General features: G+C 38.1%; 24 protein-coding genes, 1 other RNA gene and 2 pseudogenes. 10 read left to right on the top strand and 17 right to left on the bottom strand.

From position 1 onward, the window contains the following. Window positions 1-90: 90 nt before the first annotated feature. From leuE to MKL32_RS06440, 3 genes are all read right to left on the bottom strand, one after another. Window positions 91-741: a leucine efflux protein LeuE gene (gene leuE / locus MKL32_RS06450; RefSeq protein ID WP_004962781.1), complete on the bottom strand. Its 651-nt coding sequence runs from the start codon at window positions 739-741 to the stop codon at window positions 91-93. 73 nt (window positions 742-814) lie between these two features. Next, entirely contained in the window at window positions 815-1804 is a 990-nt protein-coding gene (tal, locus tag MKL32_RS06445) for a transaldolase (RefSeq protein WP_004962779.1), read from the bottom strand. A 113-nt stretch (window positions 1805-1917) separates the two neighbouring features. Next, window positions 1918-2811 carry a LysR family transcriptional regulator gene (locus MKL32_RS06440; protein ID WP_126132151.1) on the bottom strand — a complete coding sequence of 298 codons (894 nt, stop codon included), beginning with the start codon at window positions 2809-2811 and terminating at the stop codon, window positions 1918-1920. 88 nt (window positions 2812-2899) lie between these two features. Between MKL32_RS06440 and aceI the strand changes: the two genes are divergently transcribed. The 4 genes from aceI (at window position 2900) to MKL32_RS06420 (ending at window position 9159) form a co-directional block, all read left to right on the top strand. Then, window positions 2900-3328, top strand: coding sequence for a chlorhexidine efflux PACE transporter AceI (gene aceI, locus MKL32_RS06435; protein WP_126132152.1), 429 nt, complete (start codon window positions 2900-2902; stop codon window positions 3326-3328). Between the two features lie 265 nt (window positions 3329-3593). Further along, window positions 3594-7055 (top strand): transcription-repair coupling factor, encoded by a 3462-nt coding sequence (gene mfd, locus MKL32_RS06430; protein WP_004912056.1) that lies wholly within the window; start codon window positions 3594-3596, stop codon window positions 7053-7055. Between the two features lie 181 nt (window positions 7056-7236). Further along, window positions 7237-7671, top strand: a complete 435-nt coding sequence (locus tag MKL32_RS06425) for an HIT domain-containing protein (RefSeq protein ID WP_004912054.1) — start codon at window positions 7237-7239, stop codon at window positions 7669-7671. Window positions 7672-7719: 48 nt separating this feature from the next. Beyond that, window positions 7720-9159, top strand: coding sequence for an adenylate/guanylate cyclase domain-containing protein (locus MKL32_RS06420; protein WP_004954970.1), 1440 nt, complete (start codon window positions 7720-7722; stop codon window positions 9157-9159). Between the two features lie 90 nt (window positions 9160-9249). Here MKL32_RS06420 and fdx read toward each other — a convergent pair whose 3' ends face one another. The 8 genes from fdx to MKL32_RS06380 all read right to left on the bottom strand — a co-directional run bounded on the left by fdx (window position 9250) and on the right by MKL32_RS06380 (window position 15373). Beyond that, window positions 9250-9588, bottom strand: coding sequence for an ISC system 2Fe-2S type ferredoxin (fdx, locus tag MKL32_RS06415; protein ID WP_004912046.1), 339 nt, complete (start codon window positions 9586-9588; stop codon window positions 9250-9252). Window positions 9589-9605: 17 nt separating this feature from the next. Continuing rightward, window positions 9606-11465 carry a Fe-S protein assembly chaperone HscA gene (gene hscA, locus MKL32_RS06410; RefSeq protein WP_270900317.1) on the bottom strand — a complete coding sequence of 620 codons (1860 nt, stop codon included), beginning with the start codon at window positions 11463-11465 and terminating at the stop codon, window positions 9606-9608. 38 nt (window positions 11466-11503) lie between these two features. Further along, the gene (gene hscB / locus MKL32_RS06405; RefSeq protein ID WP_270900316.1) at window positions 11504-12022 is read right to left on the bottom strand and encodes a Fe-S protein assembly co-chaperone HscB; all 519 of its coding nucleotides are present in this window, start codon (window positions 12020-12022) and stop codon (window positions 11504-11506) included. An 85-nt stretch (window positions 12023-12107) separates the two neighbouring features. Beyond that, window positions 12108-12428 (bottom strand): iron-sulfur cluster assembly protein IscA, encoded by a 321-nt coding sequence (gene iscA / locus MKL32_RS06400; RefSeq protein ID WP_004912036.1) that lies wholly within the window; start codon window positions 12426-12428, stop codon window positions 12108-12110. Window positions 12429-12459: 31 nt separating this feature from the next. Then, entirely contained in the window at window positions 12460-12846 is a 387-nt protein-coding gene (iscU, locus tag MKL32_RS06395; RefSeq protein WP_004639432.1) for a Fe-S cluster assembly scaffold IscU, read from the bottom strand. Between the two features lie 78 nt (window positions 12847-12924). After that, window positions 12925-14142, bottom strand: a complete 1218-nt coding sequence (locus tag MKL32_RS06390) for an IscS subfamily cysteine desulfurase (RefSeq protein ID WP_004954960.1) — start codon at window positions 14140-14142, stop codon at window positions 12925-12927. A 1-nt stretch (window position 14143) separates the two neighbouring features. Next, entirely contained in the window at window positions 14144-14617 is a 474-nt protein-coding gene (locus tag MKL32_RS06385) for an Rrf2 family transcriptional regulator (RefSeq protein ID WP_004912027.1), read from the bottom strand. A gap of 108 nt (window positions 14618-14725) precedes the next feature. Next, window positions 14726-15373, bottom strand: a complete 648-nt coding sequence (locus tag MKL32_RS06380) for a hypothetical protein (protein WP_004962757.1) — start codon at window positions 15371-15373, stop codon at window positions 14726-14728. 209 nt (window positions 15374-15582) lie between these two features. Here MKL32_RS06380 and MKL32_RS06375 point away from each other — a divergent pair, with 209 nt between their 5' ends. The 3 genes from MKL32_RS06375 (at window position 15583) to MKL32_RS06365 (ending at window position 18489) form a co-directional block, all read left to right on the top strand. After that, entirely contained in the window at window positions 15583-16038 is a 456-nt protein-coding gene (locus tag MKL32_RS06375; protein WP_004912022.1) for a phasin family protein, read from the top strand. A gap of 167 nt (window positions 16039-16205) precedes the next feature. Continuing rightward, a complete protein-coding gene (locus MKL32_RS06370) occupies window positions 16206-16478 on the top strand; it encodes an HU family DNA-binding protein (RefSeq protein ID WP_004878739.1) in 273 nt (90 codons plus the stop codon). A gap of 139 nt (window positions 16479-16617) precedes the next feature. Beyond that, window positions 16618-18489, top strand: coding sequence for a SurA N-terminal domain-containing protein (locus MKL32_RS06365; RefSeq protein WP_270900315.1), 1872 nt, complete (start codon window positions 16618-16620; stop codon window positions 18487-18489). A 58-nt stretch (window positions 18490-18547) separates the two neighbouring features. On the opposite strand, the pseudogene MKL32_RS16205 reads toward MKL32_RS06365, so the two are convergent. Further along, window positions 18548-18967, bottom strand: a pseudogene (locus tag MKL32_RS16205) (tetratricopeptide repeat protein); the annotation flags it as partial. Between the two features lie 119 nt (window positions 18968-19086). Further along, window positions 19087-19411: pseudogene (locus MKL32_RS16200) on the bottom strand (YbgF trimerization domain-containing protein); the annotation flags it as partial. Between the two features lie 325 nt (window positions 19412-19736). Between MKL32_RS16200 and ffs the strand changes: the two are divergent. Further along, window positions 19737-19833, top strand: an RNA gene (gene ffs, locus MKL32_RS06355) — signal recognition particle sRNA small type. A 10-nt stretch (window positions 19834-19843) separates the two neighbouring features. Here ffs and MKL32_RS06350 read toward each other — a convergent pair. The 4 genes from MKL32_RS06350 to MKL32_RS06335 all read right to left on the bottom strand — a co-directional run bounded on the left by MKL32_RS06350 (window position 19844) and on the right by MKL32_RS06335 (window position 22696). Beyond that, window positions 19844-20326 (bottom strand): regulatory protein RecX, encoded by a 483-nt coding sequence (locus MKL32_RS06350; protein WP_005402405.1) that lies wholly within the window; start codon window positions 20324-20326, stop codon window positions 19844-19846. 46 nt (window positions 20327-20372) lie between these two features. Further along, entirely contained in the window at window positions 20373-21419 is a 1047-nt protein-coding gene (recA, locus tag MKL32_RS06345) for a recombinase RecA (RefSeq protein ID WP_270900314.1), read from the bottom strand. A gap of 160 nt (window positions 21420-21579) precedes the next feature. Continuing rightward, window positions 21580-22008, bottom strand: a complete 429-nt coding sequence (locus MKL32_RS06340; protein ID WP_004912009.1) for an RNA-binding S4 domain-containing protein — start codon at window positions 22006-22008, stop codon at window positions 21580-21582. Further along, a complete protein-coding gene (locus MKL32_RS06335; protein WP_005402406.1) occupies window positions 21992-22696 on the bottom strand; it encodes an HAD-IA family hydrolase in 705 nt (234 codons plus the stop codon). The genes MKL32_RS06340 and MKL32_RS06335 overlap by 17 nt, the downstream gene beginning before the upstream one ends. Before the next feature lie 11 nt (window positions 22697-22707). On the opposite strand from MKL32_RS06335, the gene MKL32_RS06330 reads away from it, so the two are divergent. Next, window positions 22708-23565 carry a 3'(2'),5'-bisphosphate nucleotidase CysQ family protein gene (locus MKL32_RS06330; protein ID WP_005402407.1) on the top strand — a complete coding sequence of 286 codons (858 nt, stop codon included), beginning with the start codon at window positions 22708-22710 and terminating at the stop codon, window positions 23563-23565. A 53-nt stretch (window positions 23566-23618) separates the two neighbouring features. After that, complete coding sequence (locus tag MKL32_RS06325) at window positions 23619-24350, top strand: histidine phosphatase family protein (RefSeq protein ID WP_004912000.1); 732 nt, start codon at window positions 23619-23621, stop codon at window positions 24348-24350. Window positions 24351-24384: the final 34 nt, after the last annotated feature.

The raw sequence follows: 24384 nt of genomic DNA, 5'->3' as shown, positions 1-24384 counted from the left end.
TTAAAATTTGTTGAAAAGTATATCGTTAATATCCGCTAAATCGTAGTTCTAAAATGATTGGATAAATTGATCATTCGATCAAAAGTAGCATTAAGCCAGCGTTGAGCTTGCGAGTTTAAGACCGAAACCAAAAAACAGGATACCGACCAGACAAATACCACTTGCTGCCAGTTTAAGGTTATGTTTAAAGAAAGCTGCCAATTTAATACCAGAAAAGATCAAGGCGGTTAAATAACTAAAGCTAATCAATTGCAGAATAATCGCCAGAATTAAAAAACTTAATGCAGGATAGGCATAGTCTGGCTTGACGAACTGCACAAAGAAAGACAGAAAAAATAGGATGGCTTTGGGATTAAGCAAGCTGATACTCAATGCTGTACGGTAAGGATGAACTTGATCTAATTGAGGTAAATCAGGCAGTTCAGCATGCTGTTGTGGTGTGTTCCATGTTTGATAAGCGCCCTGTAATAATTTAAAACCTAAATAGGCTAAGTAGGCACCCCCGATTATTTTTAAAATCACAAATAAAATTGGAAAAGCTTGTAACAGGGATGCTGCTCCAAAAATAGTCAGCAGGATTAAAATAGAATCACCTGTTAATACGCCTAATGCACCCCAAAAACCTGTTCGGATCCCATAACGTGAGGCAACCGACATTACATATAACGAGTTGGGGCCAGGTAATAAGATGATCAACACTGTACCAATGATGTAAGCGGTTAAATCTGTGATACCAAACACAATCAACTCATTAAAAAACCGATTCTTGCTATAGTAACAAAAATCGGTTTTTTATAGTTGAAAAATCGACTAATTAAGGCTTGATTTCAGCATCAATACCAAAAGATTGGCGCAGTAATAAACTGAGCTGGTCACGCGCCTTGATAAAGCCATCAATACCGCTTTGCAGTAACTGGAAAGCCATCAAGTCGTGTTCAAGTTCTGCCTTAAAGCTTTCTTTGCTTTGGGCAGGACGTTCAATTTTTTCTGCCTGTTGTGCTGCTTCGGTACTGAGTTGAGCTGTAACCGTTTGCTGATCCTGTTCCAGTTGCGCCAATAAATTTGGCGCAATGGTCAATAAATCACAACCTGCCAAGCCTAAAACTTGCGCTGTGCTGCGGAAGCTTGCACCCATGACCTGTGTTGGAATGCCGTGTTGTTTGTAGTAGTTATAGATTTTCTTAACCGACAGCACTCCAGGGTCTTTTTCAATAGGATATTGATCAACACCCTCAGCTTTTTTATACCAATCCAGAATACGACCTACAAATGGGGAAATCAGCGTGACTTTGGCATCTGCGCAAGCTTGTGCCTGATGCAAACCAAACAATAATGTTAGGTTACATGGAATCCCTTCAGCCTCTAAAACTTTAGCTGCTTGAATGCCTTCCCATGTTGACGCAATCTTGATCAGGATGCGTGACTGTTCAATGCCATAGCCCTGATAAAGCTTGGAGAGTTCACGTGCCTTGGCAATCGTCGCTTCGGTATCATAAGACAGTGAGGCATCTACCTCAGTTGATACACGGCCATCAATCAGCTTTAAAATTTCAACACCAAATTTCACAGTTAAAATATCAATGGTGCGTTCAATCAGTTCATCACTTTGATAACCTTCTTGTTTTGCCTGTGCATAGGCATCTTCAATCAGTTCTTTACTTTCTGGTTGTTCAGCAGCAGCCGTGATCAGAGATGGATTGGTAGTCGCGTCCAAAGGGCGGAATTTTTCAATCGCTTCCAGATCGCTACTATCAGCAACCACAGTGGTTAATTTTTTTAATTGATGTAATGCAGATTCAGTCATTGCTATAGGTTTCTTGCTAAACAATATTATTGGTAACTTCTGTTATAGCATAATCTCCGTGAAAGCAAAGCCCTGCTTTCATTACAGATTAAGATTTATCTATTCGCTTTTGATTATTTGTGGTCAAGCTGACGTTTTTGGCGAACATGTTCAATTAAGAAACGTGCTGCTGCACCCAGATCACTTTCACGGCTCCAGACCAAGTCTACATAATATTCAAACTTTGGCGTAAAATCATAAAGTTCCATGATTTTTAACTTTTTCTTCAATTCTGGATTTTCATTAAACATTTCAAGAGGCAATACTCCCCAGCCAAGATTTCGCACAATCATCATGCAGGCGGAATGATGGTTATCGGTGCGCCAGTAATCTTTGGAAAATAACAGTTCAGGCTTGATGGTATGGTCTCGACTCGCCACCACAATCTGACGGGTTTGCACCATTTGCTCAAATGACACTTGTTTGAGTTGAGCAAGAGGATGATGTTTTGCAATAACAGGAACCAAAGCCTCTCTTTTTAATTCAACAAACTGTTCCCGACTATCTAAATGCTCCCGTTCAAACATCAGTGCTAACTGGGCGGTTTGATCAAGTAGCATTTGCAGGGCATCTTCCTGTGGGGCAGAGACAATATTGATTGCTAAACTCGGAAAGTTTTGTTCGAGCAATGTGATGTAATCTGTCCAATTGGTGTGCAATAGTTCTGATACCACGACAATATTTAATGTGGATTCCAGACCATTACTCAACTCGTGAGCATGCTGTTTCCATTGATTCATTTCAATCAAAAGCAAATGAGTTTTTTCATACAGCATTTTTGCTGCATCAGTAGGAATAGGTTCTCGTCCGATACGGTCAAATAAATTGAGGTTTAAATCAATTTCTAAGTTTGCAATCGACATGCTTATCGCAGATGGGACTTTACCTAACTTTCGTGCTGCTGCTGAAAATGAACCTGTTTCCATGACGGTTTGGAACATGAGTAGTTGTTCTTGATTTATATTCATCTGTCAATAAAACTGAAAGAATCTGATTGGATTGATCAAAATTATAAAAATAAAATGAGCCATATCCAAACAAAAGAGTGTTTTAAAAATGTTGATTTCCAAAAGAAGGCTCATTCATGCGATCAGTTATGAAGTGATTTTATTGGTCATCATCGCTATCGCGTTAAGTTTTATTTTTAGTATGCCACTTGAGATCACAGGTGTTTTAGGTGTGATCATGGCTGTTATTTCAGTGATCTGGAATATGATATTTAATCACTATTTCGAGAAAATTGAGTTTAAATATCAGTGGGAAAGAACGATACCTGTTCGTATTATGCATGCTATTGGGTTTGAGGGCGGTTTGATGCTCGCAACTATTCCAATTATTGCTTATATGATGAATATGTCATTTATCGAAGCATTGATTCTAGATTTTGCTTTGACCATGTGTATTCTGGTTTATACATTTATTTTCCAATGGTGCTATGACACGATTGAAAACCGTTTCTTTCCAAATGCAAAATTTGCTTCTTAAAAGTAAATGAGTTTATAAAAAGCACTTTTCTGAGTGAGTTGAAGAGTGCTTTTTTTATGCAAAGAGATTCAATTTAGTGAGCATAAAGCTTGGATTATAAATTTAGATTTTAAAATTGAACTATCAAAATGCGATCTTTTTATTAATCTTCAAAAATAGCCTAAGTGAAATTCAATGATAATTATCAAATATAGAATTTCTTATTTATCTAAAAAACATCATGCTAAACTAAGCCACTTGTCCTTTAAATTGCACGATTTTCTCTATGTTTCAACAAGAAATCTCTCAATTAAACTTACAACAATTCAAAGCTGGCGAAAAACGCTGGATTGGTTCGCTTCTTGGGTCATCTGCTGCACTACTATTCAAAGAAATTGCCACTCAGAATTCTAATTTATATGTAATTGTTGCACGAAATAATCAACATCTTGCACAGCTTGAAAGTGAGCTTGAATTTTATGGCATAAAACCAACAATCTTTCCTGACTGGGAAATTTTGCCATATGATCGCTTATCTCCGCACCAAGATATCGTCTCCGAGCGTTTGGCTATTTTATCTAATATGCCACAAAAGGGGATTTTATTAATTTCTGCTAGTACTTTGGCTCAACGTGTTGCACCTTACTCATGGGTTGTTGGTGAGCATTTTGATATTAAAGTTGGTCAAAAACTTGATTTAGAAGCACAGAAAAAACAATTAGTCCAAGCTGGTTATCGCTTAGTTGATACTGTTTATGATCATGGTGAGTTTGCAGTTCGTGGCAGTATTATGGACATATATGCATCTGGACAAGATCAACCTATTCGTATCGACTTATTTGATGATGAAATTGAAAGCCTGAAGTTTTTCGATCCTGAAACGCAAAGAACAACTGAATCATTAAAGAATTTTACTGTATTACCTGCCAAAGAGTTCCCTCTCAAAGAAGGTAGATCAACATTCCGAGATCGCTATGCGGAAAGTTTTCCTACCGCAAATCCCAAGAAAAATCCTATCTATCAAGATGTACTCGAAGGTATAGCAACACCGGGGTTAGAGTTTTATTTTCCTTTATTTTTTGATAAAAAGTTAATGGAAGCGCAAAGTATGTTAATGACATACTTACCAAAGAATTGCGTTGTCATTACAAATAATGAAGTTGAAGATGAATTAATTAGTTTTTGGAAGGAAGTCGTTCGTCGTTACGAAGATCGTCGACACAATATTGATCAACCGATCCTACCTCCTGAAGATCTATTTTTAATGCCTAATCATGTTTTGCAGGCATTAAATCAATTTCCAAGAATTCTTGCTTCGGCAGATACTTTCGACGAGAAAGCTGGTGTTCTAAATTTATCAGCAGAGCAACCTCCAAAACTCGCTGTAGATCCTAAAAAAGAGCAGCCTTTTCAAGCTGTTAAAAATTATATCGATCAAATTAAATTTCCTGTGCTTTTAGTCGCTGAAAGTGCAGGACGACGCGAAACTTTAAAAGATGCGCTGCGCTCAGTTTTAGGAGAAATTCAAACAGTCGATAGCTTTGCTCAATTCCAAAAGGATAAGCTAAAAGTTGCGATTACCAGTGCTCCTTTAGACCGTGGTTTACTTCTCACAGATCAATTATCAGTTATATCTGAAAATCAACTTTACGAACACAGAGTTGTTCAACGTAGACGAAAACGTCAGCAAGAAGTTTCCGAAGAGTTTTTAATTCGGAGTTTAACCGAACTGAGTATAGGTGCGCCTGTCGTACATATTGATCATGGTGTTGGACGTTATGCTGGATTAGTCACTTTAGAGATTGATCAGCAAGATCATGAGTTTTTACAACTTGATTATGCTGATGGGGCTAAGGTCTATGTTCCTGTCACCAATTTACATTTGATCAGTCGCTATAGTGGTGGAGATCCTGATCTTGCACCTTTGCACAAGTTGGGTACAGATACATGGAGTAAAGCTAAGCGCAAAGCCTTAGAGCAAATTCATGATGTAGCGGCTGAGTTATTGCATATACAAGCTCGTCGACAATCAAAACCAGGTTTTGCATTTGAGCTAGATCACACGGCATATATGCAATTCGCAAGTGGCTTCGCTTATGAGGAGACACTAGACCAAGCCAATGCGATTGAATCAACTCTTCATGACATGCAACTTGCGAAACCTATGGATCGTTTGGTTTGTGGTGATGTTGGTTTTGGAAAAACTGAAGTTGCGATGCGAGCAGCCTTTGTAGCAGTACAAAACAATAAACAAGTTGCAGTTTTGGTACCGACGACCTTACTTGCGCAACAACATTATGAGTCATTCAAAGATCGCTTTGCGGATACAGCAGTTCGTATCGAAGTTTTATCACGTTTCGGAAGCAACAAAACGCATCTAAAAATCATTGAAGATTTGGCTGATGGCAAAGTTGATATCGTGGTCGGAACCCATAAAATTCTGCAAGAAAATGTACAGTTTAAAAATTTAGGTTTAATGATCGTCGATGAAGAACATCGTTTTGGTGTGCGTGATAAAGAGCGTATCAAAGCACTTCGTGCCGATGTGGATATGCTTACGCTCACAGCAACCCCAATTCCTCGTACCTTGAATATGGCATTCTCTGGAATGCGTGATTTATCTATTATTGCGACGCCACCAGCACGCCGTTTAGCCGTAAAAACTTTTGTTCAAGAGCATACGGATGACTCTGTGAAAGAGGCAATTCTGCGTGAATTATTGCGTGGTGGACAAGTCTACTTCTTACATAATGAAGTCGATACAATAGAACGAGCTGCAGAAAGTATTCGAACCTTGGTTCCAGAAGCTCGTGTAGCAGTTGCTCATGGACAAATGCGTGAGCGTGAACTTGAACAAGTCATGCAGCAGTTCTACCACAAAGAATACAACGTACTGGTTTGCTCTACGATTATAGAAACGGGTATTGATGTACCGAATGCCAATACAATCATTATAGAACGTGCCGATAAACTAGGTTTGGCCCAGTTGCATCAACTTCGCGGTCGTGTTGGGCGTTCACATCACCAAGCCTATGCTTATTTGCTCGTACCATCACTCAAACATTTGAAAGGTGATGCCGAAAAACGTTTAGATGCAATTCAAAGAGCTTCAACACTTGGTGCTGGTTTTATGCTGGCGACAGAAGATTTAGAGATTCGCGGTGCTGGTGAGCTCTTAGGTGAGCAGCAAAGTGGTTCAATGCAAGCAATTGGCTACAGCTTGTATATGGAGATGCTTGAAAAGGCAACCAAGGCGATTCAAAAAGGTAAAACTCCTAATTTCGATGCTCCGCTTTCACTTACCGCTGAAATTAACTTACATATGCCAGCATTGATTCCAGATGATTATTTGGGCGATGTTCATCAACGCTTATTGTTCTACAAGCGTATTAGTAATACAGACACACAAGAGAAACTGGATAATATCCGAATGGAGTTGATTGACCGTTTTGGTATTCCACCTCAAGCAGTTAAACAGTTGTTCAGCGTTCATCAAGTGCGCCTTAAAGCGGAACAACTTGGAATTACAAAAGTCGATGTGAATACAAACGGTGGGTATATCGAGTTTTCTCCTGATACACCTGTACAAGCAATCAGTATCATTCAGTTGATGCAGAAGAATCCAACTCACTATCGTATGGAGGGTGGTCAGCGATTGAAATTGACAGTTCATTTGTCAGAATATGAAGAGCGTATCCAGTTTATTGTGACCTTGTTGAACAAGTTATTAAGTGAGTTGAATGGCTAATTAGAAAATCAGATTTGAGGGGAGAAGTATCATTCGATACAGAATCATTTTTTGGTCGGATGATGCATCAATAACTGAGGAAAATCATTGTTATTTGTAATCAAACAGGTTACTAATAATATTCACATCACAACTGATGTGATAGTATTGACCATTATTATTTTGCATCATTTATAAAGATATGTTTAGTTTGCATCCACAACTTGCTCAAGATACATTTTTTGTAGGCGACTTTCCGCTTTCAACATGTCGTTTAATGAATGATATGCAATTTCCTTGGCTAATTCTTATACCACGTGTTCCTGGAATCACTGAGTTATATGAACTCAGTCAAGCTGATCAGGAACAATTTTTACGTGAATCGAGTTGGTTGTCTAGTCAGCTTTCTCGCGTATTCCGTGCTGACAAGATGAATGTAGCGGCACTTGGTAATGTTGTACCACAGCTTCATTTTCATCATGTTGTACGTTATCAAAATGATGTTGCGTGGCCTAAACCAGTTTGGGGTACTCCAGCTGTACCATACAGCAGCGATGTTCTTGCTCATATGCGTCAAACCCTTATGCTTGCATTACGTGGTCAGGGTGATATGCCATTTGATTGGCGCATGGACTGATTTAGTCAAGAGGATTGTAGGTCTTCTTAGATAAGGAAGGAGTAGAGGGTGCCACTAGATAGGTTAATCGATAAAGAACCTAGACAGTTCGCTTATTTCCATCGTTTGATGGGATATTCGATTTTGTCATTAATTTTGGTTATTTATACTTTTACTTCTTCTAGCGCTAATCACCAACTCTATATTCTTCCAATTTTATTAGTTTTCTTTTTACTGTCTCCTAAGCTTGAAAAATGGCTTCAATACAAATTTGATCGTGATACAGAGAAGAACGTTTTATTTGGCATAGAAGCTGTTATCGTTGCCATTGTTTTAGCTGGATTACATTTAAGCCTAGTACCTACATTTACAATCCTATTTGCACTACTTTATGTAGGTTTAAACAATAAAATTACTTTGCCAGTAGCATCATTAATTATTTTGATTGGTGTGCTGACCTTTTATTTTTCAACATTTTTTATATTTGGTGCGGAAGAATATTTTGAACCGACTAATCCTGAACTTACAGTGGTGAGTTTACTTGGATTGATGATGTTCATTGTGATTGGTAACTACTATCAACATCGTCGTTTGAATATTCTAGGTCAGCAACGTCAGCATTATCATAATCAGATGACTCGTTATATTGCCTTTGCAAATCAACTAAGTCGTTATGCTCCATTACAGTTGTGGCAGTCGATTATGCGTGGCGAGGCTGAAGCTAAAATTGAATATAAACGTAAAAAATTAACGATCTTCTTCTCTGATATTCAAGGTTTTACAGAGCTTTCTGAAAGCTTAATTCCAGATGATTTAGCCTTCTTATTAAATGATTATTTAAGTCATATGACGGAAATTGCAAAACAGTATGAAGCAACCGTCGATAAGTTTATGGGTGATGCGATCCTGATTTTCTTTGGTGATCCAAACTCTCAAGGCGTAGAACAAGATGCGAAGTCTTGTGTTGAAATGGCTATCGCAATGCGCCAACAGATGAAATTGCTACGCGAACGCTGGAAAAAAATGGGTTATCCAGCATTACATATTCGCATGGGAATAAGTACGGGATATTGTCACGTTGGAAATTATGGTGCTTCACATCGTATGGCATATACGATTGTAGGTCGTGATGTAAATCTGGCAGCCCGTTTGCAATCAGCTGCTGAAGTTGATGAAATTTTGATTGCAGATGATACACATCAGTTAATTAAAAATGAATTTCTGTGTGTTCCTAAAGTGCCGATCTATTTGAAAGGGATTCAAGGTCCTGTGAAAACATGGCAAGTCATGGAGAAATTCACAGGCAAAAAATCAGATACACAAAAATGGTTTGATTTTGAATATAAGGGTTTTCATTTGGTGCTGAATTTTGAAGAAGTACAAAATTATGAATACCCTGAGCTGGTAGAAATTCTAGAGAAAATGATTCAGAGAATCAAAACACAGCAAAAAATTACCAATGCACAAGGCATTCCACGTTTAAATCTCGATGATGAGGTTAAGCAATAGATTATTTTTTTTCTTCTGTATGCAAAACTCTACCACATAAAAAAACTCCTCATTTAGAGGAGTTTTTTTATGTCACTAATTTTTGAAAATTTAGTGATTTTCTGAAGCATGGTTGATTGTGTATTTAGGAATTTCAATTTCTAAATCTTCATCAACAATTTCAACTTGACACGAAAGGCGAGAGTCTGGCTCCAAACCCCATGCACGGTCAAGTAAATCGGCTTCCACGTCATTCATTTCTTCGAGACTGTCAAAACCTTTACGGACAATGACGTGACATGTGGTACATGCGCATGACATATCGCATGCATGTTCAATTTTGATGCCTTGCTTAAGTAAGCTTTGGCATAAATTTGCATTTTTTTCCACTTCGAATTCTGCACCTTCAGGACAGAATTGAGCATGAGGGAGAACTTTAATACGTGGCATATTGATCACCTATACCTTTAGTTTGAGTTTGACCAATCTTCGAGTTTTGTACCCTTTAAGGCATGGTCAATATGTCGATTCATACGAAGTGCTGCAAACGCATCGCTGTGAGTTTTAAGTTGTTGAACAGCATTTTCAATTGCTTCTAACTCATTGGTTTTCAAGCGAGCTTTAAGTGCTTCAGCAGCAAGAATTAAATCACGAGCTTGTTGCTGAGAAAGTAAATCTTTATCAGCTTTTAAAGCTTGTTCTAGAGCTTCTAATTCACGTTCTGCTTCAACTTTTGTTTCTTGCAAATGGCGAAGTTGTTTATCTTCTTCAGCATGCTGGAAACCTTCAATTAATAGACGTTCCGTATCTGCAGCTGATAAACCATAAGAAGGTTTGATATCAATTTGTGCTTGAACACCAGAAGTTGTTTCTTTTGCAGATACTGTTAGTAAACCATCAGCATCAACTTGGAATGTAACTTCAATACGCGCTTGACCAGCTGTCATCGGTGGAATGCCATGCAAAACAAAGCGACCTAGTGAACGACAATGTTCAACTAAATCTCGTTCACCTTGTACGACATGAATCAGCATGGCAGTTTGTCCATCTTGATAAGTCGTGAATTCTTGACGGCGAGCTACAGGAATTGCTGTATTGCGCGAAATCAAACGCTCTACCAGACCGCCCATAGTTTCTAAACCTAATGAGAGTGGAGTAACATCAAGCAATAAAGAGCCATCTTGGCTGTTACCGATGAGCTGATTTGCTGTGATTGATGCACCAATTGCAACTACTTCATCTGGATTAATTGTACATAAAGGTTCACGTTTAAATATATCGCGAACTGCTTTTTGTACTGCATAAGAACGAGTAGAACCACCAACTAAAACAACATGTTCAATTTCATCTAATTCAAGTTTTGCATCGCGTAATACGCGTTTGCATACACTGATTGTTTTATCGAGTGCGACCTGAATGATTGATTCAAATGTTGGACGATCCAAAACTAGACGATCATCGAATAATTTTAATTCAGCAGATTCATAATCAGTGAGTTGTTCTTTAGCTTGGCGTGCAGCAACGACAAAAACTGCGTATTCTTCATCACTTAGAGTTTCAATGCGAAGCTGTTTTTTTGCCCATTTCACGATTAAGCGGTCGAGGTCATCACCACCTAATGCAGTATGACCACCTGTGGCTAATACTTCAAACACACCTTGTGAGAAGCGCAAGATAGATACGTCAAACGTACCACCACCTAGATCATAAATTACATAATTACGATCTGTACTGAGATTGGTATCCTGATCTAAACCATAAGCTACAGCAGCAGCTGTTGGTTCATTGAGTAAGCGCAATACATTTAAACCAGCTAATTGAGCAGCATCACGAGTCGCTTGACGTTGTGCTTCATCAAAATATGCAGGAACGGTAATAACTGCACCATTAACTGGATTTTTTAAGCTTGCCTCAGCACGTTCTTTTAATTCTTTTAAAATCTCAGCGGAAATCTCAACAGGTGTTTTTCGACCTGCAGCAGTTTCAAATGCTGGCATTTCATTTTCAGCACCAACAAGCACATAAGGATGTTGGAATTTAATATCTGCTTGAGAACGTCCCATGAAACGCTTAACAGAAACAATTGTATTTTTAGGATCAGTCAACATGTACGGCTTAGCTTCATAGCCGAATGTAGTTGTATCCTTTGCATAATGAACGATAGAAGGGAGTAAAACTCGGTCTTTATCGTCTTGTAGAACTTTCGGTTTTCCCGATAGCACTGTCGCCACTAAAGAGTGGGTTGTTCCTAAGTCTATACCGATCGCAATTCGATGTTCGTGCGGCGCAGTAGATTGACCAGGTTCAGCAATTTGCAAAAGTGCCATGCGTGAGGTATCCCTTGAAAATAATTGGTAACGGCAGACTAAAAATCATCATCTAAGTCGAAGCTATCTTCTTCGTCTAACATGCGATCTTCGGCTTTATCAATATCGCTCATTACGCGTTGGAAAAAGCGTAATTTACGTACCGTATCACGAGCTTCAGCCCAATCTTCGTCAGCATAATCAATTTTGAATTCGCGGACTAATCCATCAATCCATTGTTGAACGTCTACTTTTAATGTACGTAATTGATCTGTTGATCTAGCCTCATCAAGTTGCTCGCGCATCTCAAGTGCTGATTGTAGAAATTCAAAATCATTGATGGATTGATCAAGATGGTGATCTTGCTTTTTTAAAGCAAGTAAATATGCAGCACGACTATCAACTTGTGAAAGTACTTTAAACGCTTGATTGATTTCACTTGACTTAATTAACGCCTGATCTTTGTCAGCAGCTTTATCTGGATGATATTGCTGTTGCAAATTCAAAAACTGTTTTTTTAAAGCTGCCAAATCTATATCGAGTGCTTCGGGTAATTGGAACAACTCAAAATGATTCATGGGAGATGAATTCCGCTATTGATAAATACATTAAAACAGTGCGGAACACACTGTTTTAATGAATAAAAAAGAGGGTGATGTAGTTTTAGACTGTAAATGATTCACCACAGCCACATTCACCTTTTTGATTTGGGTTGTTGAACTCAAAGCCTTCATTGAGACCATTTTTAACATAGTCCATCTCTAAACCTTCGAGATAAACTAAGCTTTTAGGATCCACAAAAACTTTAACACCGAACTGCTCAAATACTTGATCATGTGTGTCAACATCGTCAACAAACTCAAGTACATAAGCTAATCCAGAGCAACCCGAAGTTTTCACACCAACACGAATGCCTTCACCCTTACCACGATTCTGTAGGTAATTGCTGATGTGAGTCGCAGCATTTTCAGTTAAATGGATCATGAAAACTCCAATGTGTTACGTCGTTAAACTATTAAGCTTTCGCTTTTTTGCCACGATAATCTTCAATCGCAGCTTTAATCGCATCTTCAGCCAATACAGAGCAGTGTACTTTTACTGGTGGAAGGGCAAGCTCTGTTGCAATATCAATGTTTTTGATTGCTTGAGCTTCATCAAGAGTTTTACCTTTTAACCATTCAGTTACAAGGGAGCTTGATGCGATTGCAGAACCGCAACCATAAGTTTTGAAGCGAGCTTCTTCAATTACGCCATTATCATCGACTTGGATTTGTAAGCGCATTACATCACCACAAGCTGGTGCACCGACCATGCCTGTGCCAACGTTTTCAGCATTTTTATCCAAAACACCCACATTACGAGGATTTTCGTAATGATCAATTACCTTTTCACTATAAGCCATTTTGCTTCTCCAAACCTCGGGGTCAGCCTAATATTAATATGAGGGTTAAAACACGTTTTTCAATTCAAGTTCAATGAATTAGTGTTCAGCCCATTCAACTGTTGAAAGGTCGATACCTTCTTTGTACATATCCCAAAGCGGAGAAAGTTCACGAAGTTTCTCAACAGCAGCTTTGGTAATTGTCAATACGTGATCGATATCAGCTTCAGTGGTGTACTTACCAAAGCTAAAGCGAATTGAACTATGTGCCAATTCATCAGATAAACCTAGAGCACGTAATACATATGATGGTTCAAGTGTTGCAGAAGTACATGCAGAACCACTTGAAACGGCTGCATCTTTCAATGCCATCATTAAAGATTCACCTTCAACAAAGTTGAAGCTGACATTTAAATAATTTGCAACGTTTTGAGTAGGGTGGCCATTTAAGAAAACTTGTTCTAAGTCTTGTAAGCCATTCCAAAGTTTGTCGCGTAATTGGCGTAGACGTTCTTGTTCAGCATGCATGGTTTTACCAGCAATTTCGAACGCTTCACCTAAACCAACGATTTGATGTGTTGGTAAAGTACCAGAGCGCATACCACGTTCATGACCACCACCATGCATTTGCGCTTTTAAGCGAACGCGTGGATTACGACGAACATATAATGCACCGATACCTTTAGGACCATAAATTTTATGACCAGAGAAACTCATTAAATCGATTTTCATAGTTGAAAGATCGATATCTACTTTTCCAGCAGCTTGAGCGGCATCTACGTGGAAGAATGTTTTATTCGCACGTGTTAATTCACCGATTGCAGCAACGTCAGTAATTGTACCAATCTCATTATTCACCATCATAAGTGAAACAAGGATCGTATCTGGACGTAAAGCAGCTTTTACCATTTCAGGTGTAATTAGACCTGTACGTGGTTCTGGCTCGAGATAGGTGATTTCAAAGCCTTCTTCTTCAAGCTCACGACATGGGTCTAAAACAGCTTTATGTTCAATTTTACTTGTAATAATGTGCTTGCCTTTTGAACCATAAAACTGAGCGATACCTTTGAGTGCTAAGTTATCAGATTCAGTCGCACCAGAAGTCCACACAATTTCACGTGGATCAGCTTTGATAAGATTAGCGACTTGTTCACGCGCGTATTCAACTTTTTCTTCGGCTTGCCAACCATAAGCATGCGAGCGAGATGCAGGATTACCAAAAGTCCCTTCGAAGGTTAAGCATTCCATCATACGTTCTGCAACTTCAGGAAGGACAGGAGTGGTTGCTGCGTAATCAAGATAAATTGGACGTTTCATGTCAAATACCTGTAACCGATAAAAGAGCTGAGTCAAAGCTTGTAGAGTTTTGGCGCAGAGCGACAGTTTGTACATTGTCGCGTGCAATTAAATCTGCAAGTGTGATTTTGGCGAGATAATCGGCAATATGGTGGGAGAGTTCTTGCCATAAGTCATGCGTTAAACACATTGCACCATTTTGGCAGTTTCCTTTATGGTCGCAACGAGTCGCATCAACAGTTTCATTTACAGCTTCGATGATTTCTAGCACTGTGATCTCACTTGCAATACGCGCAAGATGATATCCGCCATTTGCACCACGAACGCTTGAAACTAACCCATGGCGCTTAAGCTTTGCGAATAATTGTTCGAGATAAGCGACAGAGATGGATTGGCGTGCTGCTATTTCCGCAAGCGTGATCGTTTGTTCAGTTGGCTGCAAAGCTAAATCAAGTAGAGCAGTCACTGCGTAACGACCGCGAGTTGTAAGACGCATGATTCGGTACACATGGTTAGACTAGATGTCTAAATTTTATGAATTCCGACTAAAATAGTCAAGTTTTTTAATTGCCAATATGTGTGTGAAAAGTGAAATATAAAGTTTTTATTGTATCCATATATTATATACAAAAAAACCAATCAAAATAAAGCTAAATACAGCAAAGCTGATATTGATCAAGCGTTGGCGCTTTTGGAGTCTATGGATTCGATTTTGATATTGTTTAACTTCCACGAGTAATGAGTTTATTTCAGAACGTTGTTGATCAATTTTATCTAGCAAGGGTGCAATTCTTTGCTGAGAAGCTAAGGTTTCAGCATCATCATCGAATGCACTAAACCACTGTTTCCAGTTAGCAAATATGCTTGGGAGTGTCAAATGCGGTGCTAAATCTAAAAACTCTTCGGCAAGTGAGGTTTCACCTAAAAGTCGCATGTTGTGAATGCTGCGCTGATTATTAAACACAAATATTTTAGTAAGATCGATCAGCGTACTATTGATTTCAAGGTCAATTTTTCGATCTAAAGACTGCATATCAAATAGCAATCCTTTGTCTGTGAACTGAATATAAAAATCAAAGAAAGGGATATAGCTATTGATGCGTAAAGTTACACGCTGGTCAATAAATCGTTTCGCCTGTAGACGAAGTGCTGAATCATGAGTCAGGATAAATGAGAAAAAAGTTTCTAAAACAATGATAACAAAGTTTAGCAACAAATGAGGATGTCTATGTCTTTGTTGCGTTTCACTCATGAGTCTCTTTTTCCTTACCAGTCAATAGATACAACCATAAAGCATATAAACTTGAGCATCCTTGCTCAATGATTAATATTAATTTACATGACTTTGTAGCTTTGTAGAACAGTTTTTTAAAACGATCAAGTCTTAACTTTGATATTATAAAAACATTTTTATGGTTAAATACGACATACTGTTTGTAAAGTGCTTAGGAGCATTGGTCTATGGATAACACTAACCTTGAAAATTCAGGTGAAGAAGCCGAGGTGAAAACCAAATTAAAATCAAAGAGTTCTAAAAAATCTGCTTTGGATTTCAAAAAATATACACAACAAATTTGGCTGGCAGGTTTAGGTGCATTTTCACGAGCTGAAGAAGAAGGAAATAAATTATTTGACTCGCTTGTAAAAGTTGGTGAAGAGCTTGAGTCAAAAACTGTTGATTTTGCAGATAACACCGTTGGGAAAGTCACTGAGAAGGCAAAAGAGTCTGTGACTGACACTAAAGACAAAGTAGAAAAAATTTTAGATACAGGTGTAAATCACTCTTTAAATCGAATCGGTTTGGTTACTCCTAAAGATCTACAGCATATTGAACAGCTTTTGGTGCAGCTTCATATCAAAGTTGATGCTTTAATTGAAGAAAATAACCAATTAAAGGCCAAATTGAATAAAAAGTAAAAAAACTCCTGACGCTCGTCCGTTTATGTCGTATTTCAGTATTTATTTTGGTTAAAACGCCTTTCTAGTATTGCGTTCTCCCCTAAAGCATTGCTATAAAGGCGGCATGGCCTTTTAAACTATAGCCTTGGATCTTAACAAACGATATTAAGAGGATATTTTTTATCATGAATAAATCAGAATTAATTGATGCGATTGCTGAAAAAGGGGGAGTATCTAAGTCGGATGCTGGTAAGGCACTTGACGCAACAATTGCATCGATCACTGAAGCACTAAAAAAGGGTGATACGGTTACTTTAGTCGGTTTTGGTACTTTTAGTGTTAAAGAGCGTGCTGCTCGTACTGGTCGTAATCCTAAAACTGGTGAAGAGCTACAAATTAAAGCTAGCAAAGTACCAAGTTTTAAACCAGGTAAAGGTTTGAAAGATTCAGTTGCGTAATCTTTTTAAATCAATAAACGCACCATCTCGGGTGCGTTTTTTATTTATCGAATGAAAAAGTTGATTTGAGCTTTATTCTGCATTCATTCGCTTTTATTTTTCAGTTAAAATTGCTCCGAAATAAAATATTGGAATTCTCATGGAATCTTTTCGTACACTCATTAAGGGTTGGCTTGGCAAAGTCCTTCTAGTTTTGTTTTTGACCCCTTTAGCGCTTGTAGGTATTGAAGGATATTTTAGTGGAGGCAATAAAGCAGATGTTGCAAAATCTGTAAATGGCCAAGATATTTCTAATAAAGAATTAGAAACAGCAACTAAAAATTATAAAGATCAATATTTATCCTTAGTAAAGGGTGATGAGTCTCTTTTGAACCTCTCTCTTATTCAAGAAAAAGCATTAGATGCACTGATTGCTCGTAGCTTGTTACAACAACAAGCAGAAAAACTAGGGATTTCCCTAAGTGATACGCAACTTGAGCAAATGTTGGCTCAACAACCTAGCTTTCAAGAAAACGGACAATTTTCACAAAAGCTCTATGAAAATTATCTACGCTCTCTTGGTATGACCAATCAAAGCTTGATTGCTAGTCTGCGTCAAGATCATGCTTTAAAAATGATTTCATCGACATTGATGGATTATGCTTTGGTGAGTAAATCTGATTTACAGCAACTTGCTAATTTACAAACAGAACAACGTACTTTGCATTTAGCCAGCATTAAGTTAGATGATTACAAAAAGGGTATTACTGTTTCTAATCAAGAAATTGCAGATTATTACAACAAGCATAAAAACCAATTTAAACAAGTTGCTAATGTTGATGTTGATTATGTGGTTTTAACACCAGCATTATTGCCACAAGCAAATGTAGCTCCTTCTGAAGCTGAGTTACAGCAGGCATATAAAGCATTCGTTGATAAACAACAGAAAGATGTGAAGCGAGAAGTTAAACATATTCTGATTACAACGGATTCAAGAGATGCAGCGACAGCTCAGAAATTGGCAAACGATGTATACGCTAAAATTCAGTCAGGTATGTCATTTGCTGATGCTGCGGCACAATTTTCAGAAGACCCTTCTTCTAAAACACAAGGTGGTTTAGTTGAAGCTTATGCTCCTGGTGTGTTTTCAGCAGACTTTGATAACGCTGTTAATTCTTTGAAGAATGGTCAGATTTCTAAACCAGTTAAGACACAGTACGGTTATCATATTATCGCTGCAAACGCTCCTGCAATTGATATTCCATCGTATGAAGCTGAAAAACCGCGCTTAATTGCTGAAGTGCAGAAAACAAAACAAGCCAATTTATTTAGCGATACAGTGAATAGTCTAAATGAAATGGTTGTGGGGAATGATTCATTAGATGCCGTGGCTCAAGAAGTTAAAGGCGTTCGTGTTGAATCTGCGAAAGGTGTGACTTTAACAACGCAAAATCCTTATTTAAGCGATTTAAATGTAAAAGCAAAGTTGTTTAATGATGATGTAAAAAATGGTGATCGCAATGCATCATCAAGTATTCAATTAGCAAATGGTGATACGATCTGGATCAAGGTGCGTGATTATCGTGCTGCTGGAGTCAAGACACTTGCTCAAGCAACTGCTGAAGTAAAAGCTAAGGTGATTGAGGAAAAAGCATATAAGGCTGCCCAAGCGAAAATCTCATCAACTTTAGCTGAATTTAAGACTCAACCTGCTGCACAAGTTGTTGCAAAGTCAAAAATTATTTTTGAGGATGCAGGTACTTTTGCTCGTTCACAAGGTTTAAAGCGTGCTATCGAACGTGCAGCGTTTAGTATCCCTGCGCCAACTAAAGAAGGTATGTGGTCAGTTACAACGACTCAACTACCTAATGAGTTGGTAATTGTGGCGGTCTCTACGGTGAATACAAATGCCGCAAGTGCTTTACAACCAGAACAGTTGAATGAGTTAACCAAGTTATATCAGCAGTTCCGTGGTCAGCAGATTTTAGAGGACTATACTGAGTATCTAAAATCACAAGCAAAGATTAAATAAGACTTAAGCAAAAAACCAGTTCAAATGAACTGGTTTTTTTATAGGTAAAAGTTTTAAATTACTTCTTCTGAATAAATTTTGCTTCTTCTGTTTGTGGGTATTGGCTTATCAGCTTGTTTTTATACTGATTGGCTAGAGCTGTATTTTTGTCCACTTCTTTAGCAATGCTATACAGTTGGTAAATCGCTCTTGGTGCTTTAGCAGAGTTTGGATAACGTGTAGCCACGATATTGTAATTCTGTTTTGCAGCTTTATAGTCAACAGGCTCTACAGCTAGATAAAATTCAGCTAACCAAAAATATGCATTTCCAACATAAATACCATTCGGATGATTTTTAATAAAGTTTTGCATCGGTTGGATCGCTTTTTTTGCTCCACCTTGTTTGTAAGCATCTAAAGCAACGGTATATGCAGCTTTTTCTAATTCGATTTGAGCGTTTGTTGTATTCGTGGTTGCAGTATTTTGTGTTGCCTGTACCACAGGTGTAGATGTTGAATTAGTGGTGTTTTTAGGGGAGTCTGGTTGTATTGTATTGGCTGGAGAAGGAGGTTCTGATTTTGGTGCTGCTGCAGCTTCTGCTGTTGACTCTGTTGTAGCTTCCGTTGTTTCTTCAGGTGGATCAATTTTTTGTGATAAAAGTTCTAAGCGTTGATCTAAGTCTGTATATCGATTAGCTAATTCTTTCTTTAATAGTTCAATAGAGTTTTCATGCTCTTCCAATTGACCACGTAATCTACGAACTTCTTCTTCGAGCTTCTGATTTTTCTGAATCAAATCCCAGTTTAGATTTGTGCTTACGGGTGCTGAAGTTGTGTTGTCATTAAATTGTTGGCTTAACGCACGAGATTCAATAGGAATATTTGCATACAAATGTGTACTGCTAAGTAGTGCAATAAAAATTGCAGAATGCTTTTTTAGCATGAAAATTCATCCATAAAGTTGAAAATAAAGCTGTGGGGTGAATAAGCTTTGTTTTTTACTTGAGACACACCAAACAAACATTTTTAGATTTAGCCATTAAAACAGCAACACATTTAAATGCAATACGTGTTTACAATCTTCAAGCACTTTTGGAGAAAATACGTTTTGTTTTGTATAAACATTAAACAAATTATAATGTTCTCAACGAGCCAAAAAACATAGTTGGTGTTGATTTAAGCAGTTGAATCAAAAACTGAATTAAAAATGGAGACAAGCCTTGCAACTCCAATAAAAATCTCTATACTTTGTCAGGCAATGGTAGCCCTGCTGGTAGCTTCGCAATTGTACTCTATGAACCCCGCCAGGACCGGAAGGTAGCAACGGTAGTAGATCTATGATGTGCCGGAGTCTTGCTGGTAGGGTTGCCACCAATTATTCTTCATCGCTCGTTCGAGCAATCGCTTTCATAATTACACTCATATCAAACCCTCTATACTGCAAAAATCGAATTTGTTTTGCCTTGATCTTTTGATCTTTTGAAACCTCAGTACCAAATTTTTTGACCTTTAGTTGATATGCTTGTTCTAACCAATCAACTTCTTTTAACTCTTCTGTAATAAGCTCTTCATCTAATTGTTTTGCTTTCAAAGCTTGTTTTATGCGTTGTAGACCTTTCCCTTTGCGTATTTGACTTGCTAAGGTTTGCTCAGCAACACGTTGATCGCTTTGATAGTTATTTACTGCTAGCTCTTCGACGAGTTTTGCAACTTCATCAGGATTAATCGCATATAGATTTAGTTTTGCTATAAGTTCAGCTTGCGAATAATCGCGACGAGTCAGGAGTGCAAATGCATAAGAACGAAGTCTTTGACCTGTGAGTGTTTTAGGTTTCTCTGTTTTCTCATAATTAAACAAGTTTTATATCCTCATGAAAGAAAAACGCCCCGAAGGGCGTTTCAGTTTAACTTTCTAAAAAATCTGGTTCTTCTACATCTTCTGTAGGGGCTGCTTCAAGATTGTTTTTAGTGAGTAATTGCTCGCGAACAACCTTCTCAATTTCAGCAGCGATTTTCGAATTCTCTTCAAAATAACGAATTACGTTGTTTTTACCTTGTCCGATTTTGTTGCCTTGGTATGAGTACCATGCACCCGCTTTTTGAACAATATCTTGTTGTACGGCGAGGTCAACTAATTCACCTAGTTGATTAGTTCCTTTACCGTACATGATTTGGAATACTGCTTCGCGGAAAGGAGGTGCCATTTTGTTTTTTACAACTTTGACTTTAGTTTCAGAACCAACGATTTCATCGCCTTCTTTAACTTGTCCAATACGACGGATATCTAAGCGCACTGACGCATAGAATTTAAGTGCATTACCACCTGTGGTTGTTTCTGGACTACCAAACATCACACCAATTTTCATACGAATTTGGTTGATGAAGATCACCATACAGTTAGAGCGTTTTGCGTTACCAGTGATTTTACGTAATGCTTGGCTCATCAAACGAGCTTGTAAGCCCATATGAGAGTCACCCATTTCGCCTTCAATTTCAGCTTTTGGTGTTAATGCTGCAACTGAGTCGACAACGATTAAATCAATTGCACCTGAACGAACGAGCATATCTGCGATTTCAAGCGCTTGTTCACCATTGTCGGGTTGAGAGACTAGTAGGTTGTCAATATCAACGCCTAATTTGCGTGCATATTGTGGGTCAAGCGCATGTTCAGCATCGATGAATGCACAAGTACCACCATTTTTTTGACATTGAGCAATTGCTTGCAATGTCATTGTTGTTTTACCAGATGATTCAGGACCATAAATCTCAATAATACGACCTTTCGGTAATCCACCAATACCTAAAGCGATATCTAGTGTTAATGACCCTGTAGATACAGCTTCAACTGCTTGTACAGTATTGTCACCTAAGCGCATCACAGTGTTTTTGCCAAATTGTTTTTCAATCTGGCTTAACGCAGCTTGTAACGCTTTACTTTTATTATCATCCATCTCAAAACCTCAAAACTTTATATTCTTAACGACTAACCCAAGTGGATGTATTGAATCTCAACTTGTTGGGACTTGAGTATAGTGGCAGATTCTAGTTGTTTATTCTACATCTGACCTGCGTCAATACGACACAAGATGACGCACCTTAAATTAGAAAAAATTACTCATCATGATAAGACCATGATTGAACATTTTCTTGTTTAAAACGATTGATATCACGACGATCTTTTTTGCTTGGTCGATGATCAGGTCGGGCTAGATTATGCAATTTTCGTTGCGATGCATGCAACTCTCTACGCTCAATACTTTCAGTTGTTTCTTCATAGAGTAACTGAGCCATAGGAGCACCGCCACGTATAGACGATAGGGCTTTGACGATGACAGTTTTCTTGTCAAATCCTTGTTGAATGGTCAGTTCCATTCCAACCCGAACATCTTTGGATACTTTGACGCGTTCATTATTGTGATGAACTTTACCACCTTCAATGGCTGCTTTTGCGATGGAGCGTGTTTTGAAGAAACGAGCAGCCCAAAGCCATTTATCAATTCGCATGGCTTCCATGCTTTCTGGTTCATGCTGTTTTGGCATCTGTTACCTGTAAATGGGTTTCTAGACAATCAAATAAATCAGTGAGTTCATCAAGTGCGGGGTAAGGAAGTTCATTGGAATTCCTTGCAGCTTTGCTACTTGATGGTTGTACTATGCTAAATAGTTTTGAAATTCCAAAACTTTCTGCGCCTTTCAATACGGCAACTGTATCATCAATAAAAATTGCTTTCGTTGGATCAAATGGATGCAGTTGCTGAAGTTCACGCCAAAAAGAAACATCTTCTTTTGCGTATCCTAATTCTTCACTACTAATCATAAGTTCAAAGTAAGGGCTCAGTGCAACATTTTCAAGTTTTAGCTGTAATCCTGCTTTATCCGCGTTAGTAAGTAACCAACAACGATAGCCCTTTTGTTTGAGTTGTTCTAATAATTCAAAGCAACCGGAACGCGCTTTGATTTTATTTCGATGCTCGTATTGGAGTTGCAAAACATCGACTCCAACTTTTGTAGTCCAGTAAGCAGAAGAATACCAAGATAGTGTATGCTTATGTTGTTGGTAAAATTGAAATAGTGTCTGTTTACTCTGTTCTAGAGTGCATTGATGTACTTGAGCATGGCGTTCAGGTAGACACTCATTCCAAATAAAATCATCAAAGGCTAAATCGAGTAATGTGCCATCCATGTCGAACATGGCAATAGGCTTTTGCTGTAAATCTGAATATGACATAAGGTTGGTCTATGTTTATAAAAACGCTCGCTCCACAAGATGACTTGATTATGCAACTTGTTCCAATTATGGCGCAGGCTAGTCAAATATTGTTGGAAGAATACCAAAGTTATTGTGCTGGTTGCGAGTTTAATATTCAGGAAAAAAGTGATGATTCTCCAGTGACTCAAGCTGATTTAAAGGTAAATCATTTTCTACTCAAGCATTTGGCAACAATAACGCCGCAATTACCTGTCTTATCGGAAGAGAGTGATTATTCTGAGCGGAAGTCATGGAAAAAATGTTGGATGCTTGATCCACTAGATGGAACGAAAGAGTTTATACATGAGCGAGATGAATTCACCACTAATTTAAGTTTGATCGAAGACCATCAGACAACTTTTGCGATTATTGCAGTGCCTTGTGAACAGGTCATGTATATCGGTTATCGCAATCAACTTCCTTATAAATACAGTTTTAGCCGTAATGAATGGTTTCAATACAAAATAGAAGAACATGACTTAAATACGCCTCTCCAAATTGGATTAAGTCACAACAGTAAAAATCCTAAATATCAAAATTTTATTCAACCATTACTCAAGCATCGTGCTGTTGAGCGACGTGAAGCTGGTAGTGCTTATAAGTTTTGTATGATGCTTGAAGGTGATATAGATATTTATCCACGGTTTCATCCAACATCGGAATGGGATACGAGTTCAGGTCAATCATTATTAGAAAGTATTGGCGGTGGTCTACTGACTCTAGAAGCTAAGCCATTTTTGTATAATCAGCGAGAAACTGTTCTTAATGGTGGCTTTATCGCATTTAAAGATCAGTACTGCAAAAAAATTGCATATGAAGCATTAAAGCATTCTGGGATTTTAGATTGAGAGTTATATTACCCATGTTATAGTGAGTTAAATTTTTATATTACATAAATATTATGGCGCTACATTTATTGCCTAAAAGTATGTTTGAAGCTGTGGATTTATTGCCAGACACTTCAACTCCAGTCACCTTATTTACACGTCATTCATTGCGAGAACTTGTCAATGGGCAGGGATTTGCTGGTTATGATTTGCAGTTGACTGAGCAGGGGCGAGAGCTTGCATATGCTTGGGGGCAATATCTCATACAAAATACAGATCGAGCCATACATCACTGTATTTCTAGTCCTATCCAACGATGTGTTGATACTGCAGCCTTAATGATTGAAGGTGCTGATCAGTTACGTAAGGGTGAAAACACTCATACGATAGAGATTGTTGAACAGCGATTATTGGTTGAGCCAGGTAGTTTTGTATTAGACATTCAACAAGCTGCACCATATTTTCGTAAACAAGGTGCATTGGGGTTTATCAACAGTTTTGTGAATAATGCTTTGCCTGGCATGAAACACCCTATTACAGGTGTATTTGATGTACTTGAGTTGCTTTATCACACACATCCAACACATCAAAATGGTTTAAGTATTGCTGTTAGTCATGACACTATTTTGGCTGCAATTGTAGCTGTCATTTCAGGTCAAACAGAAATTCAACAATCAGACTGGCCAGATATGATGGAGGGATTATTTGTTTGGTTTGAGGGTGAGGATTTTGCAAATAGCAAGTTAAAATGGATTTGGCGTGGTCAAAAACAAGAATTATTAATTAAAGATTTTAAAGAAAAATAACTAACCCTTAGAGCTGACCAGATCACGATAACTA

It is taken from the genome of Acinetobacter sp. AOR34_HL (assembly GCF_027854795.1).
In the GTDB taxonomy this organism is placed as follows: domain Bacteria; phylum Pseudomonadota; class Gammaproteobacteria; order Pseudomonadales; family Moraxellaceae; genus Acinetobacter; species Acinetobacter junii.
Note: the sequence above shows the minus strand (reverse complement) of the source record. Positions and strands in the feature narration are given on the sequence as shown.

What these genes read in the sequence shown, in the direction of transcription:
- mfd (WP_004912056.1), top strand. Translation starts at nt 3,594, where the DNA reads ATGTTTCAACAAGAAATCTCTCAATTAAACTTACAACAATTCAAAGCT.
- hscA (WP_270900317.1), bottom strand. Translation starts at nt 11,465, where the DNA reads ATGGCACTTTTGCAAATTGCTGAACCTGGTCAATCTACTGCGCCGCAC.
- MKL32_RS06325 (WP_004912000.1), top strand. Translation starts at nt 23,619, where the DNA reads ATGGCGCTACATTTATTGCCTAAAAGTATGTTTGAAGCTGTGGATTTA.
- MKL32_RS06330 (WP_005402407.1), top strand. Translation starts at nt 22,708, where the DNA reads ATGTTTATAAAAACGCTCGCTCCACAAGATGACTTGATTATGCAACTT.
- MKL32_RS06380 (WP_004962757.1), bottom strand. Translation starts at nt 15,373, where the DNA reads ATGAGTGAAACGCAACAAAGACATAGACATCCTCATTTGTTGCTAAAC.
- aceI (WP_126132152.1), top strand. Translation starts at nt 2,900, where the DNA reads ATGTTGATTTCCAAAAGAAGGCTCATTCATGCGATCAGTTATGAAGTG.
- iscA (WP_004912036.1), bottom strand. Translation starts at nt 12,428, where the DNA reads ATGATCCATTTAACTGAAAATGCTGCGACTCACATCAGCAATTACCTA.
- MKL32_RS06365 (WP_270900315.1), top strand. Translation starts at nt 16,618, where the DNA reads ATGGAATCTTTTCGTACACTCATTAAGGGTTGGCTTGGCAAAGTCCTT.
- tal (WP_004962779.1), bottom strand. Translation starts at nt 1,804, where the DNA reads ATGACTGAATCTGCATTACATCAATTAAAAAAATTAACCACTGTGGTT.
- MKL32_RS06440 (WP_126132151.1), bottom strand. Translation starts at nt 2,811, where the DNA reads ATGAATATAAATCAAGAACAACTACTCATGTTCCAAACCGTCATGGAA.
- MKL32_RS06375 (WP_004912022.1), top strand. Translation starts at nt 15,583, where the DNA reads ATGGATAACACTAACCTTGAAAATTCAGGTGAAGAAGCCGAGGTGAAA.
- MKL32_RS06425 (WP_004912054.1), top strand. Translation starts at nt 7,237, where the DNA reads ATGTTTAGTTTGCATCCACAACTTGCTCAAGATACATTTTTTGTAGGC.
- MKL32_RS06370 (WP_004878739.1), top strand. Translation starts at nt 16,206, where the DNA reads ATGAATAAATCAGAATTAATTGATGCGATTGCTGAAAAAGGGGGAGTA.
- MKL32_RS06390 (WP_004954960.1), bottom strand. Translation starts at nt 14,142, where the DNA reads ATGAAACGTCCAATTTATCTTGATTACGCAGCAACCACTCCTGTCCTT.
- iscU (WP_004639432.1), bottom strand. Translation starts at nt 12,846, where the DNA reads ATGGCTTATAGTGAAAAGGTAATTGATCATTACGAAAATCCTCGTAAT.
- MKL32_RS06335 (WP_005402406.1), bottom strand. Translation starts at nt 22,696, where the DNA reads ATGTCATATTCAGATTTACAGCAAAAGCCTATTGCCATGTTCGACATG.
- hscB (WP_270900316.1), bottom strand. Translation starts at nt 12,022, where the DNA reads ATGAATCATTTTGAGTTGTTCCAATTACCCGAAGCACTCGATATAGAT.
- MKL32_RS06385 (WP_004912027.1), bottom strand. Translation starts at nt 14,617, where the DNA reads ATGCGTCTTACAACTCGCGGTCGTTACGCAGTGACTGCTCTACTTGAT.
- recA (WP_270900314.1), bottom strand. Translation starts at nt 21,419, where the DNA reads ATGGATGATAATAAAAGTAAAGCGTTACAAGCTGCGTTAAGCCAGATT.
- fdx (WP_004912046.1), bottom strand. Translation starts at nt 9,588, where the DNA reads ATGCCACGTATTAAAGTTCTCCCTCATGCTCAATTCTGTCCTGAAGGT.
- MKL32_RS06340 (WP_004912009.1), bottom strand. Translation starts at nt 22,008, where the DNA reads ATGCCAAAACAGCATGAACCAGAAAGCATGGAAGCCATGCGAATTGAT.